General features: G+C 50.3%; 14 protein-coding genes. 7 read left to right on the forward strand and 7 right to left on the reverse strand.

The annotated features are described in order from the left end of the window. Window positions 1-280: 280 nt before the first annotated feature. The 3 genes from BMX45_RS08580 (at window position 281) to BMX45_RS08595 (ending at window position 2,313) form a co-directional block, all read left to right on the forward strand. Window positions 281-862, forward strand: coding sequence for a TetR/AcrR family transcriptional regulator (locus tag BMX45_RS08580; RefSeq protein ID WP_090909301.1), 582 nt, complete (start codon window positions 281-283; stop codon window positions 860-862). Window positions 863-1,406: 544 nt separating this feature from the next. Next, the gene (locus BMX45_RS08590; RefSeq protein ID WP_015736836.1) at window positions 1,407-1,691 is read left to right on the forward strand and encodes an autorepressor SdpR family transcription factor; all 285 of its coding nucleotides are present in this window, start codon (window positions 1,407-1,409) and stop codon (window positions 1,689-1,691) included. After that, window positions 1,675-2,313 carry an SdpI family protein gene (locus BMX45_RS08595; RefSeq protein ID WP_090909302.1) on the forward strand — a complete coding sequence of 213 codons (639 nt, stop codon included), beginning with the start codon at window positions 1,675-1,677 and terminating at the stop codon, window positions 2,311-2,313. The genes BMX45_RS08590 and BMX45_RS08595 overlap by 17 nt, the downstream gene beginning before the upstream one ends. Window positions 2,314-2,414: 101 nt before the next feature. On the opposite strand, the gene BMX45_RS08600 is transcribed toward BMX45_RS08595, so the two are convergent. Beyond that, complete coding sequence (locus BMX45_RS08600) at window positions 2,415-3,398, reverse strand: glycoside hydrolase family 43 protein (protein WP_090909303.1); 984 nt, start codon at window positions 3,396-3,398, stop codon at window positions 2,415-2,417. A 168-nt stretch (window positions 3,399-3,566) separates the two neighbouring features. On the opposite strand from BMX45_RS08600, the gene BMX45_RS08605 reads away from it, so the two are divergent. Together BMX45_RS08605 and BMX45_RS08610 are read left to right on the forward strand one after the other, a co-directional pair. After that, complete coding sequence (locus BMX45_RS08605) at window positions 3,567-4,916, forward strand: aminotransferase-like domain-containing protein (protein ID WP_090909304.1); 1,350 nt, start codon at window positions 3,567-3,569, stop codon at window positions 4,914-4,916. A 33-nt stretch (window positions 4,917-4,949) separates the two neighbouring features. Next, a complete protein-coding gene (locus BMX45_RS08610; RefSeq protein WP_090909305.1) occupies window positions 4,950-5,324 on the forward strand; it encodes a winged helix-turn-helix transcriptional regulator in 375 nt (124 codons plus the stop codon). A gap of 66 nt (window positions 5,325-5,390) precedes the next feature. On the opposite strand, the gene BMX45_RS08615 is transcribed toward BMX45_RS08610, so the two are convergent. The 3 genes from BMX45_RS08615 to mgtE form a co-directional block, all read right to left on the reverse strand. Next, on the reverse strand, window positions 5,391-6,467 hold the full coding sequence (locus tag BMX45_RS08615; RefSeq protein ID WP_090909306.1) for an SDR family oxidoreductase: 1,077 nt from the start codon (window positions 6,465-6,467) through the stop codon (window positions 5,391-5,393). Window positions 6,468-6,622: 155 nt separating this feature from the next. Continuing rightward, window positions 6,623-7,219 carry a DUF1349 domain-containing protein gene (locus BMX45_RS08620; RefSeq protein ID WP_090909307.1) on the reverse strand — a complete coding sequence of 199 codons (597 nt, stop codon included), beginning with the start codon at window positions 7,217-7,219 and terminating at the stop codon, window positions 6,623-6,625. A 188-nt stretch (window positions 7,220-7,407) separates the two neighbouring features. Then, on the reverse strand, window positions 7,408-8,763 hold the full coding sequence (gene mgtE / locus BMX45_RS08625) for a magnesium transporter (protein WP_090909308.1): 1,356 nt from the start codon (window positions 8,761-8,763) through the stop codon (window positions 7,408-7,410). A 211-nt stretch (window positions 8,764-8,974) separates the two neighbouring features. On the opposite strand from mgtE, the gene BMX45_RS08630 reads away from it, so the two are divergent. Beyond that, window positions 8,975-9,895, forward strand: coding sequence for an aldo/keto reductase (locus tag BMX45_RS08630; RefSeq protein ID WP_090909309.1), 921 nt, complete (start codon window positions 8,975-8,977; stop codon window positions 9,893-9,895). A 144-nt stretch (window positions 9,896-10,039) separates the two neighbouring features. On the opposite strand, the gene BMX45_RS08635 is transcribed toward BMX45_RS08630, so the two are convergent. Beyond that, window positions 10,040-10,936, reverse strand: coding sequence for an NAD(P)-dependent oxidoreductase (locus BMX45_RS08635; RefSeq protein ID WP_090909310.1), 897 nt, complete (start codon window positions 10,934-10,936; stop codon window positions 10,040-10,042). Between the two features lie 268 nt (window positions 10,937-11,204). On the opposite strand from BMX45_RS08635, the gene BMX45_RS08640 reads away from it, so the two are divergent. Continuing rightward, complete coding sequence (locus BMX45_RS08640) at window positions 11,205-12,161, forward strand: 3'-5' exoribonuclease YhaM family protein (RefSeq protein ID WP_090909311.1); 957 nt, start codon at window positions 11,205-11,207, stop codon at window positions 12,159-12,161. 64 nt (window positions 12,162-12,225) lie between these two features. On the opposite strand, the gene BMX45_RS08645 is transcribed toward BMX45_RS08640, so the two are convergent. Next, on the reverse strand, window positions 12,226-13,680 hold the full coding sequence (locus BMX45_RS08645) for a sensor histidine kinase (protein ID WP_254778000.1): 1,455 nt from the start codon (window positions 13,678-13,680) through the stop codon (window positions 12,226-12,228). Continuing rightward, window positions 13,680-14,375 carry a response regulator transcription factor gene (locus tag BMX45_RS08650; protein ID WP_090909313.1) on the reverse strand — a complete coding sequence of 232 codons (696 nt, stop codon included), beginning with the start codon at window positions 14,373-14,375 and terminating at the stop codon, window positions 13,680-13,682. Before BMX45_RS08650 ends, BMX45_RS08645 begins: the two co-directional genes overlap by 1 nt. Between the last annotated feature and the right edge of the window lie 215 nt (window positions 14,376-14,590).

The raw sequence follows: 14,590 nt of genomic DNA on the forward strand, positions 1-14,590 counted from the left end.
CATGCATCCAATCCTTTCTTTTTTTCGTACCGATCGGTATATTAAAATCATCGATAAATATATCCCACAGTGACAATTCATGTCAATACGTTTATTGAAATGATTTAAAATTATGATTGGAGGTTTTGATATAAATGCAAAAATCGGATATTCGGTGTTTGACAAAAGCATTCGTAGATTTTAAAATTATTTTACTGATTGGTAATGAAATTGAACTATTGCTTACCGCCTGTGATCATCGAGCTTCCTTTAAATCTAAAGTAACGAGAGGTAATTAACGATGGGACGAGTCCGCGAATTTGATGAAGAGAAGGTATTGGATGCCGCGATGCAGCTGTTTTGGGAGAAGGGATACGAGGCTACTTCATTAAGCGATTTGACCTCCAGAATGGGCATTCAGCGGCCCAGTATTTACTCTGCGTTCGGAGACAAAAAAGAGTTGTTCGAAACCGCGCTGCGCAAATATACGAGAGGGCATGCTTCTGAGGTGCGAACCAGGCTGCAACATCATCGATCGGTCAGGGAGGCGTTCCGAGCCTTTTTTGAAAATGTAGTGGATGAGGAATACGCCGAAAGCCGCAGCCGCGGATGTTTTTGCATTAACACGATGGTCGAGCTTGCGCCTCATGATGAGAAATTTGAAATTCTGACAAGGGAGCATCAGATGTATCTGGCGGTCATATTCCAAGAAACCATTGAGCGGGGCATACAATCGGGCGAGCTTGCGAAGGGAACAGACGCCAAAGCTTTATCGCAAGCGCTCATCGTATCCTTGATTGGGCTGACCGTGATGTTGAAATCCCGTCCGGAGCGCTCTTTCGTAAACAATACGATAGAGATGACTCTTACACTGCTTAAATAGGATGCTTTCGAGGGTCATGCGTTACGAGTTGTTGCAGCCGTCCAACCATAGTAAACTGTTCTAAAAAAACAATAATAGGTGTTTCGATGAATTTGAACATACGGACAGGACGGACAGAGGACCTTCAGGAAATCATGGCTTTCTCCGAAGAGTATGGCGCGCGCCAGGGTTACCGAGCCTACGACTGGACACTTAGGCCAAGAATACGGCTGCGCTTAAGCTGTATCAAGGCTTAGGTTATGACCTGCGGGGAGAAGTGAATGTCCCGGATAGAGCGGCAAGCTTTCCGGTATTCGAGAAGGTGCTTGGATAAACAGGCCGTGATGTAAGCCTGCTATGGATCAGCGCGTAACGCGGGTCCGTGGCTGGCTTTTGTTGTTTATTGGCAAACCAACGATTACGCCGGCCGCGGTGATGAGGCTTGCCCGGTTGCCCATTTAGCACTCTATTTAGATTTTTTTCAAAATAGGTATTGCAATTGAATGCAGATGTAAGCGATAATGTATTTAGATGAAATTCTAAATAGAAATATGGGTGATGCACATTGGGGTTTCCGGAAACATTCAAGGCGTTATCTGATCCGGTGAGACGGGACATCCTGGTTATGCTCAAACGCGGCAAAATGTCTGCCGGAGAGATCGGTCAGCATTTCGATATGACCGGGGCGACCATTTCGTATCATCTGTCGCAGCTGAAGAAGGCCGGACTGATATTTGAAACAAAATATAAAAATTATATTTATTATGAGATCAACGTGTCCGTCTTCGAAGAAATCATGCTGTGGTTTTCACAATTTAACGGGGGGAAACAAGATGAGGAAAAAGAATAGTTCGATGCTGGTTATAACAACGCTGATATGCTTGCTGCCAATTATTTTATCGATGACGCTGTACAATCAATTGCCTGATCAGGTGGCGGTTCACTGGGACGCGGCTGGCAACCCGGATAATTATGTGCCTAAGGCGGTTGCGGCGTTTGTGCTTCCGTTGATTACGGCGGTTATTAACGTCATTGTCAATGTGGGGCTTAACAACGATCCCAAGAAAATGAACGCTGCCCCGGTTTTAAGAACAATGGGTCTATGGCTCATCCCCGCACTGTCTCTCATTCTCATGCCAATCACGCTGTTTAAGGCTTTGGGGGCCGAGCTGCCGATCCAGACGATTGCACCGGCTCTAGTGGGCATGCTGCTCGTGATCACCGGCAATTATTTGCCGAAGAGCAAACAGAACTATACGGTGGGCATCAAGCTGCCTTGGACGCTGAACAGCCAGGATAATTGGAATAAAACGCATCGTTTTGCCGGGTACCTGTGGATGGCAGGCGGAGCGTTCATGATCCTGACGGCGTTTCTGAAGGTGAACCTTGTCATCGCCATCGTCCCTGTCATTATTCTGATCGCGGCGGCTCCGGCGATTTACTCTTTTTCTTTGTTTAAAAAGGGCGTGTAACGGACAGGGCTGCAACGCATGAACAATATCGCGAACGGCAACAAGCTGACTCCATAATGTGGGTCAGCTTGTTTATTTTACGGGAGAGCGCTTGCGACGGCTTATTTGCCGTACGGGTCAATCGTCTGGATGGTGCCGTCCTCGTTGTAGGTCAGCTCGGTGAATTTGACGCTGCGTTTGTTGTCTGCACCGCCGGACAGGGAGCTGTCATGGTAGAAGAGATACCATTTGTCCTGGAACTGAACGATGGAGTGATGGGTCGTCCAGCCGATAACGGGTGTCAGAATCGTGCCCTTGAACTCAAATGGGCCTGTTGGACTATCACTCGTGGCATAGACGATTTTGTGCGTTGATCCGGTGGAGTACGATAGATAGTAGGTGCCGTTGTATTTATGAACCCAAGGCCCTTCAAAATATCTTCGCTCCTCATCCCCTGCAACGATCGGATTGCCCTTCTCATCCACGATGGATATTTCTTGGGGCGATTCCTTAAAAGTAAGCATGTCGTCGCTCAGCTCAGCGACCCGCGGTCCGATGGCGGGCGCATCTGCCGCAGGTCCCTCCGCATCCGGAATGTGTGAACCGGTCTGCCATTGTTCCAGCTGTCCGCCCCAGAGACCGCCGAAGTAAATATAGGCCCGGTTATCGTCGTCCACGAATACGGCAGGATCGATGCTGTAGCTGCCCGGAATGTAGTGGGGCTCCGGCTTGAATGGACCGGAAGGCGAAGAGCTTGTAGCTACGCCAAGACGGAAAATATCGTCATGATCCCTGGCGGGGAAATATAAATAGTAAGTGTCGTTCTTGAAGGCAGCATCCGGTGCCCACATTTGCTTCTTTGCCCATGGAACATCCTTCACATGAAGGGCTTCGCCATGGTCCACGCATGGAGCATTCACATCCTCCATCGAGAGAACGTGGTAATCCTCCATGTCATACTGGTCGCCGTTATCATTGGACGTGTTCTCGTGATCCAGGTCATGGGATGGATAAATATAAATTTTACCCTCGAATACGTGGGCGGAAGGGTCTGCGGTATAGATATGGGTTACGATCGGTTCGTTAGGCTGTACGGGCTTGGTCATCACATGTCCTCCTTGAATCGTTGCGTTGTAAGCGTTTGTATTTATTTTATCAGAAGCTTTCCACTCAAAAAACCTAATAAAATTAGGTTTTTCACCTAAAAATATTAGATCTTTTGGGATATAAGGGAGTCGGATATAATCAAGCATAGAAAAGACAGGAGGTGCATGATGCAAAAATACTTGTCCATTCTCTCGGAGCTGGAAACCCAAATTTCGGAAGGACAGTATCGTCCGGGACAAAAGCTGCCTTCCGTGCGGCGTGCGGCAGCCATGTACGGATGCAGCATCAGCACCGTACTGCGGGCATACGCCGAGCTGGAGAAACGGCATGCGATTTATTCCGTATCCCAAAGCGGGTATTATGTGGTCGACCGTCCGAAATCGGAGGAGGACGGGAGCGTACATGCGATGATCGATTTTTCCTCGGCCTCCCCGGACGTGAATGTATTCCCGTATTTGGATTTTCAACATTGCCTGAACAAGGCGATTGATACCTATAAATATGAGTTGTTTACGTATGGCGATACGCAAGGGATGGAGAAGCTTCGCCATACCCTGGTCTCTCACCTGGCCGGAAATCAGGTGTTCGCTACCGCTGAGAGAACCGTGGTCACGGCAGGCGCTCAGCAGGCGCTCGAGATCTTGGCGAAAATGCCGTTCCCTGGCGGAAAGTCCATCATTCTGGTGGAACAGCCCAGCTACAATAACTACCTGAAGTTTCTGGAGAGTGAGGGATTCCCCGTTATCGGAATTGCGCGCACGTCAGCAGGCATCGATCTGCAGGTTTTGGAGGAGCAATTCCGAACGGGACGCATTAAATTTTTCTATACGATGCCGAGATATCATAATCCGCTGGGCACTTCCTACAGCGCCGAGCAGAGGAAGGCCATTGCAAACCTGGCGACCCGATATCACGTTTATATTGTGGAAGACGACTATATGGCCGATTTAGGCGAAGAACGGGGATACGATCCAATCCATGCTTACAACAGGTCCTCCCACGTGGTGTATCTGAAGAGCTTCTCGAAGATCATTTTTCCCGGACTGCGATTAGGGGCCGTCGCCCTGCCGGAACGATTGCTCGAAACGTTCCATGCCTACAAAAGTTACGGGGATACGTCGCTGCTGTCCCAAGCGGCACTCGAAATTTATATCAGCAACGGGATGTACGAGCGGCATAAACAGAAAATTTACGGCCAGTACGACACTCGTATGCAAGCGCTGAACGCTGCGGTGCGGCGGTTCGAGGGGACCGGGTTCATTGAAGCCATGCCCGGCGACGGCGGCATATATCAGCTGTTTAAGCTGCCCCAGACCGTGAACCTGGAACGGTTGATCAGACGGCTGAAGAAACGGAACGTTCATGTGGTGTCCGGCAAGCTGTTTTATCTCTCCGACTACCTGATGCGCGAGAAGTTTATACGTATCAGCATTTCCAGAGCGCGATTGGACCAGATCGAGGAAGGGGTTCGTGTTATAGTGGAAGAAGTAAAGCGGGAGATCGGAAATCTGTGGTAATGCCATATCGTGTAACGAAGGAGCGAGGCTTGCATGGAGTCTAAAGAAAAAGTGTACAACACGGCGGTCGAAGCTACGCTGGAGGTCATTGGCGGAAAGTGGAAACCGGTCATTCTCTTTCATCTTACTTTCGGTAAAAGACGAAATAGCGAATTTTTAAGCCTGATTCCCCAGATCACCCAGAAAATGCTGACACAGCATCTGCGGGAGCTGGAAGAGGAGGGCGTGATAGTACGCACAACGTACAATCAGGTTCCACCCAAGGTGGAGTATGAACTGAGCGAGTATGGCTGGAGCCTGAAGGAGATTCTTCATCTGATGTGCCGATGGGGAGATGCGCATATCGAGCGAAAATATGGCGAGTCCGCAACCGTGCTGGAAAAGCCTGCGCTTGAAGAAACGCATTAACCTGCAGGAGAAGAGCCGGCTATTTCTCTAATAGTCGGCTCTTCGTCATGCAGGTTGCGCGATCACTTATGGAATGACTTTACGCCGCCGGAGCTCGTCAAAGATGTTCATGAACATGGCCTCCGTATCGACATACTCATGAAACCCGAAGCGGCGGGCCTTCGAGCCGTCTGCAAAGAAATCATAATCCCAGGAGAACACGAAATCACCGAACTTCCAGGATGAAACCTCTTCATAATCGTGCTTCGCAAGCCCATGCTTCTCGACCATGCGATTCCAAACCGGCTCTTTATCCGCCATGACCGTTTCCAGATTCATCTGCAGGGGCGGTGCGGTTTCCATCTCAAAATACGATGCGATCTTCGGCCACAATTCGTTCCAGCGGAACAGGTCGCCGTTCGTAATATTGAAGGCTTGATTGGCGCAGCGTTCATCGGTCGCTGCCCAAACGGTCGCTTTCGCGAGCAGATCGGCATCGGTCATCTCGAGCAGGCTGTGATAGGCTCCCGGCTTACCTGGAAAACGCAGAGGAATGCCGAGCTCTTTCGAAATCGAGGCATAAACGGCAATGACCATCGCCAGATTCATCGGGTTTCCAAGGGCGAATCCGCTGACAACGGAGGGGCGCAGCGCGGACCAGGTCCAGGCTTTGCCTTGCTGCCGTTCCTCCAGGAAGTTCTGCTGATCCACATTGAATTCCGGCGGCATAGGATTCGCATCCGTCTCCCGGGCCGGCGTCTTGAACGGACCGAGATGCGCGCCGTATACCTTATAGCCCTGCATCAGGCTGACATGCTGCAGATTGTCGGCAATGGGCTCGATGGCTTCCACGACATGAACGAGCATGGCCAAATTCGGCGCGACGAGTTCGGCCCATGTTGGCCGGTCCTGATAGGCTGCGTAGAAGATATGCGTCACTTCGGTCAAGGAGCTTAATTTGGCGATCGTATCCTCGCGGTCAAGGAGGTCGGCGGAGATATAACGTACGCGGTTCGTGGATTCCCCGCCTCGGCGCGATACGCCGATGATATCCCAGCCTTGAAGCGTCGCAAGATACTCGATGAGGTTGCGGCCGATCACCCCGTTGGCCCCTACAACCAAAGCCGTTTTTTGCGAATGATGTGAACGTTGATCTGTATTCATATAAGTTCATCTCCTAACGTCATGTTCTTGATTAATGTCATTTTGCACGTTAGGGTTTGGCTTGAGAAGTACGCACTTTGAAGTGATGTAATTACTTTTTGGTAACGTTTAAGCAGCACCGGCCCTTTAACTAAAGAAATATTTGAACTGCATGTCTAAAACCTGCTTTCCTCATCAGATTCTGATAATAACAAAGACAGAAATTGGACTCGACAGCCTGCTCCCATCGGTGATTGAGCGACCACACCCGCATTAAAAGGAAGCGGGGCATCCATTCCGAAGTATCGAATCAATTTCCAAACTTCACCATCGGATGAGTAGTAAAAGGAAATCGTTTTGTCTTTCTTCGTCATTTTCAAATAAGGATTGCTGACGAATACACGCTCAGAGTTACAGTCATCCGACACACCGTTCCGAGTAACGACGGACACGATGGTAGCATGCTCACCATTGAATTCATAACATAGCTTGGCCCAATTGTTCTCGTCTGCCATCAACATCAAGCACCCGGAATCATATAAATGGTGCATGTCTACTTGAAGCTGCGTTATTAGCTGGAATGTTGATTCAACCTGAAGATGAAGATAGGGTGCAGAATGAGCCATATGTTTTCCTGCAGGGTCTTTGAAAAAATCAGCTTTCGATGGAGCATCCATGATGAGCCCGTCATCTGTCGTAAACTCCCAATGTCCAGGTTCATTAAGCCACATAAGTTTCTCTCTTGCTTCAGGATGAAATAAATTTTTACTCATCGCCATGTCTCCTCTTTTACGTATATGATAACGCGGATAGCATCCATTGCAAACTTTTTCCTCATGATCCCATAAGATCCAGACGATTTGAGATCATGATATCCTTAAACAGGCGGATCCCAAAAAAGACTTCCGGTAATTACGCGGAAGTCTTTTTATCGACAGGGATGGTTAACCCAAGTGCTCGGTTAGATATAGGTAAGAAACAGGGTAGCGATGCCAAAGTAGATAACAAGCGAGAGAATATCGTTAATGGTTGTAATCAGTGGACCGGAAGCCACAGCCGGATCGATCTTGAATTTGAACAGAATGAGGGGGATGACGGTGCCGGCCATCGTGCCCACGATGAGCGTGGCAATCAACGAGCTTCCGACCACAAACCCCAAGTAGAGGTTGCCCTGCCAGAAGTAAGCGATCAACGAAATCAGAATGCCGCACGTCACCCCGATCATCAGCCCGACCTTCAGCTCCCTGGCTAACAGCCGGAACACCAGCGATTTGGTCATTTCTTTGGTGGTTAAGCCTCTTACGATGACAGCAAGCGACTGCGTTCCGGTATTTCCGGTCATTCCCGCAATCATGGGCATGAAGAAGGCGAGCGCCACCACCTGTGCCAGCGTCTCTTCAAATCGGGAAATGATTGTTCCCGAGATCAGCCCGATGAATAAGAGGAGGATTAACCACGGCAATCTTCGGTAGGCGGCAACGGTTGCTTTGGTGTTGAAGTCGATGGTTTTGCCTCCGGTGGCGTTCATTTTCCGGATGTCCTCATCGGCTTCCTTAATGACGACGTCCAGAATATCGTCAACCGTAATGATTCCTACAAGACGGTTGTCCTGTTCAACGACGGGGATGGCGACCAAATCGTATTTTTGGATCATGTGCGCGACCTCCTCCTGATCGGCATCCACGGGCACGGACAGCACCCGGCTGTGCATGATGTCCACGATATATTCCTCCGGCTCGGCCAAGATGAGTCCCCGGTATGACACCACGCCTATCAGTTTCTTGTCATGATCAATGACGTAGAGATAGTTGATGGTTTCCGAAATCGAGACGTAGGTTTTCAGCTTCTGGACCACCTCCGAGACGGTGTAATGCTGGGGGATCCACACATAACGGTTCGTCATGATACGGCCGGCGGTTTCCGGCGGGTATTTCATCAGGTTCAGGACAAATTGGGATTCCTCGTCCCGCATTCCCTTAAGAAATTCGTCCTTCTGCTCGGGTGAGAGCTCGTCCAGCAGAATGGCGAGATCGTCATTATCCATCAGGTCAAGAATGATGGCCGTTCTTTCTTTGCCCAGCCTGCCCAGAACTTCGATTTGCTGATCATGCTCCATTTCCTGAATCATGTCCGCCAGTTGTTCCTCGTTCAGAAACTGCAGAAATCGGGTTTGGTCCATATCGCTCAGGTGGCTATGTATTCTTGCCAGGTCATAAGGGAGAAATTCGTCGATGATGCGCTGAAAATCATTTGACGTCTTTGCCTTTAGGCTCTCTGTTATATCCGGTATCCATTGCTCCAGTGTCCGGGAATTCACGCCATGACTCCTCCTTTCTTGTTCCGATCCATCTAACGAAATGTACGTATTATAGGGTTCACCATAACGACTAGTTGTTAAACAGCATGGATACGGCGCGTGCATGAAAAAAGGATTGGCGAACGAAAAAAAGAATCCTCCGCAAAAGTTGCAAACGCTTGCAATTTACAATAAGATATAGGCGCACAAATTCATGAGTAGGGGTGAGTATATGAAATACAGGCGTCTTGGGAAAACCAATTTGAAAGTATCGGTAGTCGGAGTGGGAACCTGGCAGTTTGGCGGTGATTGGGGGAAGGATTTCAACCAAAAGGAAGTCGATGTCATCTTGACGCATGCCAAGGAGCTGGGCATTAATTTGCTGGATACAGCCGAATGTTACGGGCCTCATCATATGTCCGAGAACTTCATCGGTGATTTCTTGGCACGCGACCGCCGCGAGGATTGGGTCATTGCCTCCAAGTTCGGCCATCGATGGCATGAGCAATGGGAGAATGCTTGGGATGCGAAGCAGATCCGAATTCAGCTGGAGGAATCACTTAAAGCGCTTCGTACCGATTATATCGACCTGTATCAATTCCATTCCGGCTCGGATGAAGTGTTCAACAATGATGAGATGTGGACGATGCTGGACAAGCAGGTTCAGGCGGGAACCATCCGAAATCTGGGCATATCCATCGGAAGCAACAGAAATATCTATCAAACCGACAAGGCGGCGGAGGTGAACGCCAAAGCCATCCAGGTTGTGTATAACCGTCTCGATCAGGCGCCGGAGGAAGAGGTTCTCCCTTCATGTTTGAAGCAGGATCTTGGCGTATTGGCGCGAGTTCCGCTGGCGAGCGGCTACTTAAGCGGAAAATACAAGCCTGGAACGGTGTTCAGCGACAATGTGCGGAAGAACCGTGATCAGGATGAGATCAACGCCAAGCTGAAGCTTGTGGAGGAGATCAAGCAGAATGAAGTGCCGGAGGGCGTGAATATGGCAGAGTGGGCCTTGGCCTGGTGCCTGAAGCATCCGGCCGTCAGCTGCGTCATTCCCGGCTGCAAGAGCGTGGAACAGGTGGAGATGAACGCGAAGGCCGTGGAGCTGGATTTGGTGCAGGACGACCATCCGGGAGCCTGGAGCCAATAAGCCGCTAATAGGGCGAGGATCGAAAAAGCACCTATACGGGTGCTTTTTCTTGTGTCCTCCATAGGTATTGGAAATTCTATTCTAAATCTTCTCTAAACAGGCATAACCGGAAATTAATAATCGCTTGATTAGGGCCGGATAGGTTCAATGCGTGGATGCCGCGGTCTTCCTGAACATTTCAATCAGGCTGGTAAAGCTGTCCCCTTCACGGCCGTTCGCCATCCCCCGCTTGAAGATCTGCAGAACCGCCTCAGGCAATGAAACGTCCACCCCTGCGTCATGTGTGGTATGAACGATGTGCTCAACGCTGGCAGCACCCATAGCGAGCCGATCCACGTCCCCCGGATATTCTCCTGCATCGATGCGCGGCGTATAGAATTCAATGAATTCCGGCAGCGAAGCCATGGTGCTGATCGCATGGGGCTTCAATTGCTCCGCCGTGATGCCGTTTGCTTGGCCGACCGCAACAGCGTGAAGATAACTGAGCATCCCCGTCCAGAACATATCCATTCCGATCTGATAATAAAGCGCGGCGAGTCCTGGATCTTCACCCCGGTAGTCCGTACTTGTCAGCACTTCAAGCACTTTTTTATGTGCCTCGAAAACTTCGATGGGACCACTGTAAAAAGTGAACGACTCCGGCTTGCCGATACCCGAAGGAGGAACCTGCACACCGCCGGTAAGGTGCATGGCGCCGTGGCCCGCCAGCCATTTGGCTGCTTTCCTGGCGTTCTCCGGGGTATCCGAGCTAAGATTGACGAATACTTTACCCGCGAGTATGTCTGCGGCATTTTCCAGGATGGCGTACATCGCATCGTAGTCGGTAAGGCTTAGAATTACTAACTCATTCGCGTTCAGTGCTTCCTCAATTGTGACGGCTCTGACCGCACCCAGTTCGACAAGCTCATCGGCTTTGCCGGCCGTACGATTCCACAAAGTGACCTCATGACCATGGCTCAGATAAGTGCGTGCCATCGCTTGGCCCATCGGCCCCAGGCCTATGATCGTCACGGAGTTTCTACTTGGATTACTGTTTCTCATATTGAATTATAGCTCCTTTCAAATAAGTCTGACCAAATGCTAAACGATGACACTAGTGTCAAAGTCAAGATCTTCATTGTTGACGAGAACTATTATCAATTATGCAAGGCCAGATCTGGATGAATCCCTGTCTGCATGTGGTTGAAGCTTTTATTTGCGAGTTTGCCCACGCAGACTCGACGATGCTGCAGAGCCATTACAGGGGAATAGACTGACTGTACGGGACTTTGTTATAGTAAACGTAACGGGATTTTTTGGGGAGGAACAGATGAAACCTATCAATAAACTCAGCATACAAGATGATTTTGTCGGTTTTTATTTGTTAAAAGAATTGAATATGAGACAGACCAACGGCACGCCGCCGAAAGACTATTTCGATATTGTTCTCGCGGATGCCAGCGGTCAAATATCGGCCAAGTATTGGGATGTGACCATACAAGATAAAGAAACGTTCCTGCCGATGCAATTGGTCAAAATCCAGGGAACCGTACTGAGCTACAGGGACCAGCCTCAAGTCAAGATCAGCCGTATCCGCAAGGCCACCGATGCGGATGGCGTCTCGTTAACGGATTTTGTGAGGGCCGCGCCCATTCGCCCCGTGGATCTGCTGCATACGATCAAACTTACGATGAACGAGATTACGGAGCCGCAGGTACGAAGCATCGTACAGTATTGCGTGTCGAAGGTGGAAGAGAAGCTGATGCATTATCCGGCTGCCAAAACCTATCATCATGCCTATTACGCCGGGCTGGCTTACCATATCGTCCGCATGCTGGAGATTGGCGATTTCATCTGCAAGCAGCGGCCGTTTTTGAAGCCGGATTTGATCAGGGCGGGCATTATCCTGCATGATATCGCGAAGCCGGAAGAGATGATCGCACAGATGGGCATCGTAACGGATTACAGCAACCAGGGAAAACTGATAGGGCATATCGCCCTGGCGTCCAACTGGATCGTGGAGGCGGCGATCGAGAACGGCATCGCGCTTGAATCCGAAGTGGTTTTGGGCTTGCAGCATCTGGTGCTATCCCATCATAACCTTGGAGAGTGGGGCAGCCCGGTTCAGCCGCAAACTGCCGAGGCCGTCGCGCTGCATCATATCGATCTGCTGGATGCCAAGCTGCAGATGGTAGAGGACGCCCTGGATACGACGATTGAAACCGAGCCGTGGACACCGATGATCCGCGGCTTGGATAATAAAGCGATTTATCGGTTGAAGGTATGACGATGAAGGCATTCCCCGATCCATTGGATCGTGGGGATGCCTTTTCATTATGGCATAGGACGGCTCATGTTCCCTGGATCGGCAGCGTAAAACGCACCGTTGCCCCGCGAAGCGGGTTGTTCTCTGCAACAATATGTCCTCCATGGTGCTGAACGAGAAGTTTGGCGATATACAGTCCCAGACCGGAATGCCCTTTTTGCCTGGAGGAATGCACCTGACCCTGATAAAAAGGCTTAAACACCTGCTGCAGATGCCGCTGCTGCCCAAAGCCCGTTCCGTTATCCGTGACGGCCATCATTACCTGCTGCTCGGTGATCTCGATATGCCATAGAATCCGTCCGGCTTCAGGGGTGTAGCGAAGGCTGTTGGAAACGAGATTGTCCAGAACCTGGATGATGCGATAAGGATCGAGCATGACCGGAGTCTTGGCCGTTCGGTTATCGTAAACTTCCGTTTGGAAGGCGATGTTCTTCCCCCTGCATAAAGCGGCGTATTCCCCGGTTTTTTCGTCCGCCAATTCTTCGATATCCACGGGAAGCGGCTGAAGCCGAAAAGACACCTTCTCGATCTCCGCCATGGTGTTCATGTCTTGAAGAAGCTTCGAAGCGCGGGTTGTGTTCCGTTTGATGACCTGCAGGTACTGCAGCCGTTTGCCTTCATCAGACTGCACGTTCATCTGCTCCAGCCCCTCGACATGGCCTTGGACAATCGCAAGCGGTGTCCGAAGGTCGTGAGCGAGGGCCGCAAACATGGTGCTTCGTTCTTGCTCCATTCTCCACTCCCGCTCGATGGAATGCTCCAGCTCCTGACGCATGTCTTCAAAAGCCTTTGTTAGCCGGTTTACCTCCGTTATGGACGAAGCCCCGGACATGCTAAAGCGTAAATTACGCTCTTTAATTTTCTCGGCCCCTTGCAGAAGCTGCTGTAGCGGAGCACTGATTTTTCGGCTGAACCGCCTGCCAAATACCAAGGTGAACAAGACGATATACAAAAATGGCGTCAGGAAGAACGCAAGGAGCCCAAAGGTCACCAAGGGATTCAGCGCAGGATTGGCCGCCGTTACCTTCAGTCTGTATCCAACCAGAAGAGCTCCGATCAGATTGCCGTCTCCGGAGACAACCGGCTTGTATGCTACGATTTCATTCATGCCGCTGCGCGTCTGGTTTAATCGCGCCAGGATTTTCTGCCGGCTAAGCGATTCATGGATACGAAGATCCCCGTACAAGGGTTTGCCGGTAAGGGTCACGACAAGGTAGGACATGCCCTGTGAGGGAATCACCTTTTCCAGCTCGGCTTGCCCCTCCGTGCCCATGATGGAGTCGCCCCGGGTCTGGGCGTATTCCGTAATCACGGGGATTTGCGCCTCGTAATGATTTGCCGGGAGCGCGATGTCATGGTTGAACAAGTAACCCAGCAGCAGCACGAGCAGTCCCCAGGTTACAAGCGTAGCCAGCAAACTGCAGACTAGGATCGAGACGAAATGTCGGGCGAACGTATTTTTGATGGAACGCTGTTTCATCATTGGGGATCCCACTTGTAGCCGATGCCCCAGACAGTTTGAATAAAACTGCGGTTCTGTGCGTGAGCGGCCAGTTTGGCCCGGATTTTCTTGATATGCTCGGTAATGGTAGAGTCGTCCCCATCGGCGTCCAATCCCCATAACCTCTCGTAAATCTGCTCTCTGGAAAAGACCTGCCCCTGATGCATCGCCAGCAGTTCTACGATCTGAAACTCCTTATTCGTAAGCGTGAGGTCGTGCCCGTTGCAGCTAACCGCATGCCCCTTGCAATCGATCGTCAGGGCTTGGAACCGCAGGATGCCCTGTTCTTTTTGCGTGTGGATTCGCTGTTCCCGCCGCAGATGGGCATGGATCCGAGCTTTTAATTCTGCGAGGCTGAAGGGCTTGAGCAGATAATCATCCCCGCCTGCCGCCAGACCTTTAATTCGGTCCACTTCACTCTGGCAGGCACTCAGGAACACAATGGGGCACCGCGTCGTTTCCCTTAGCTGCTTGCAGACCTCGATACCATCCATCTCGGGCATCATCACATCGAGTATGATCAGGGACGGCTGCTGCTTGCTCTGGATTAACGCCTCCTGTCCGCTCCCCGCCGTGAGTACGTGGTAGCCCTCCAGCTCCAATGAATCTTGTATAAAAGAGATGATGTCTTCTTCATCATCCACCAATAGGATCGTTTCGTTTGCCATATCCATTACATCCTCCAAGAAATAGCTATTATTCATAAGGTCTATCTGATTAGTGTGCACTTCATTTCTAAAGAAAGAATAAAGAAATGGCCTTTAAAATTCAGTAGTTTAAGCATCACTGCGCATGCGGATCATTCTTCCGATCGCTGTTGCCCCCAGATTTCTATCAATCAATTAAAAATTGTTGAAATCCAGGTGCAAAGGCGACCGCTGTCGCTTCT

This window comes from Paenibacillus sp. cl141a (assembly GCF_900109305.1).
Classification (GTDB): Bacteria; Bacillota; Bacilli; order Paenibacillales; family Paenibacillaceae; genus Paenibacillus_AQ; species Paenibacillus_AQ lautus_A.

Excerpts from the sequence above, each read along its gene's own strand:
- BMX45_RS08580 (WP_090909301.1), top strand. The coding sequence starts at position 281 with ATGGGACGAGTCCGCGAATTTGATGAAGAGAAGGTATTGGATGCCGCG.
- BMX45_RS08595 (WP_090909302.1), top strand. The coding sequence starts at position 1,675 with ATGAGGAAAAAGAATAGTTCGATGCTGGTTATAACAACGCTGATATGC.
- BMX45_RS08600 (WP_090909303.1), bottom strand. The coding sequence starts at position 3,398 with ATGACCAAGCCCGTACAGCCTAACGAACCGATCGTAACCCATATCTAT.
- BMX45_RS08605 (WP_090909304.1), top strand. The coding sequence starts at position 3,567 with ATGCAAAAATACTTGTCCATTCTCTCGGAGCTGGAAACCCAAATTTCG.
- BMX45_RS08610 (WP_090909305.1), top strand. The coding sequence starts at position 4,950 with ATGGAGTCTAAAGAAAAAGTGTACAACACGGCGGTCGAAGCTACGCTG.
- BMX45_RS08615 (WP_090909306.1), bottom strand. The coding sequence starts at position 6,467 with ATGAATACAGATCAACGTTCACATCATTCGCAAAAAACGGCTTTGGTT.
- BMX45_RS08620 (WP_090909307.1), bottom strand. The coding sequence starts at position 7,219 with ATGAGTAAAAATTTATTTCATCCTGAAGCAAGAGAGAAACTTATGTGG.
- BMX45_RS08630 (WP_090909309.1), top strand. The coding sequence starts at position 8,975 with ATGAAATACAGGCGTCTTGGGAAAACCAATTTGAAAGTATCGGTAGTC.
- BMX45_RS08635 (WP_090909310.1), bottom strand. The coding sequence starts at position 10,936 with ATGAGAAACAGTAATCCAAGTAGAAACTCCGTGACGATCATAGGCCTG.
- BMX45_RS08640 (WP_090909311.1), top strand. The coding sequence starts at position 11,205 with ATGAAACCTATCAATAAACTCAGCATACAAGATGATTTTGTCGGTTTT.
- BMX45_RS08645 (WP_254778000.1), bottom strand. The coding sequence starts at position 13,680 with ATGAAACAGCGTTCCATCAAAAATACGTTCGCCCGACATTTCGTCTCG.
- BMX45_RS08650 (WP_090909313.1), bottom strand. The coding sequence starts at position 14,375 with ATGGATATGGCAAACGAAACGATCCTATTGGTGGATGATGAAGAAGAC.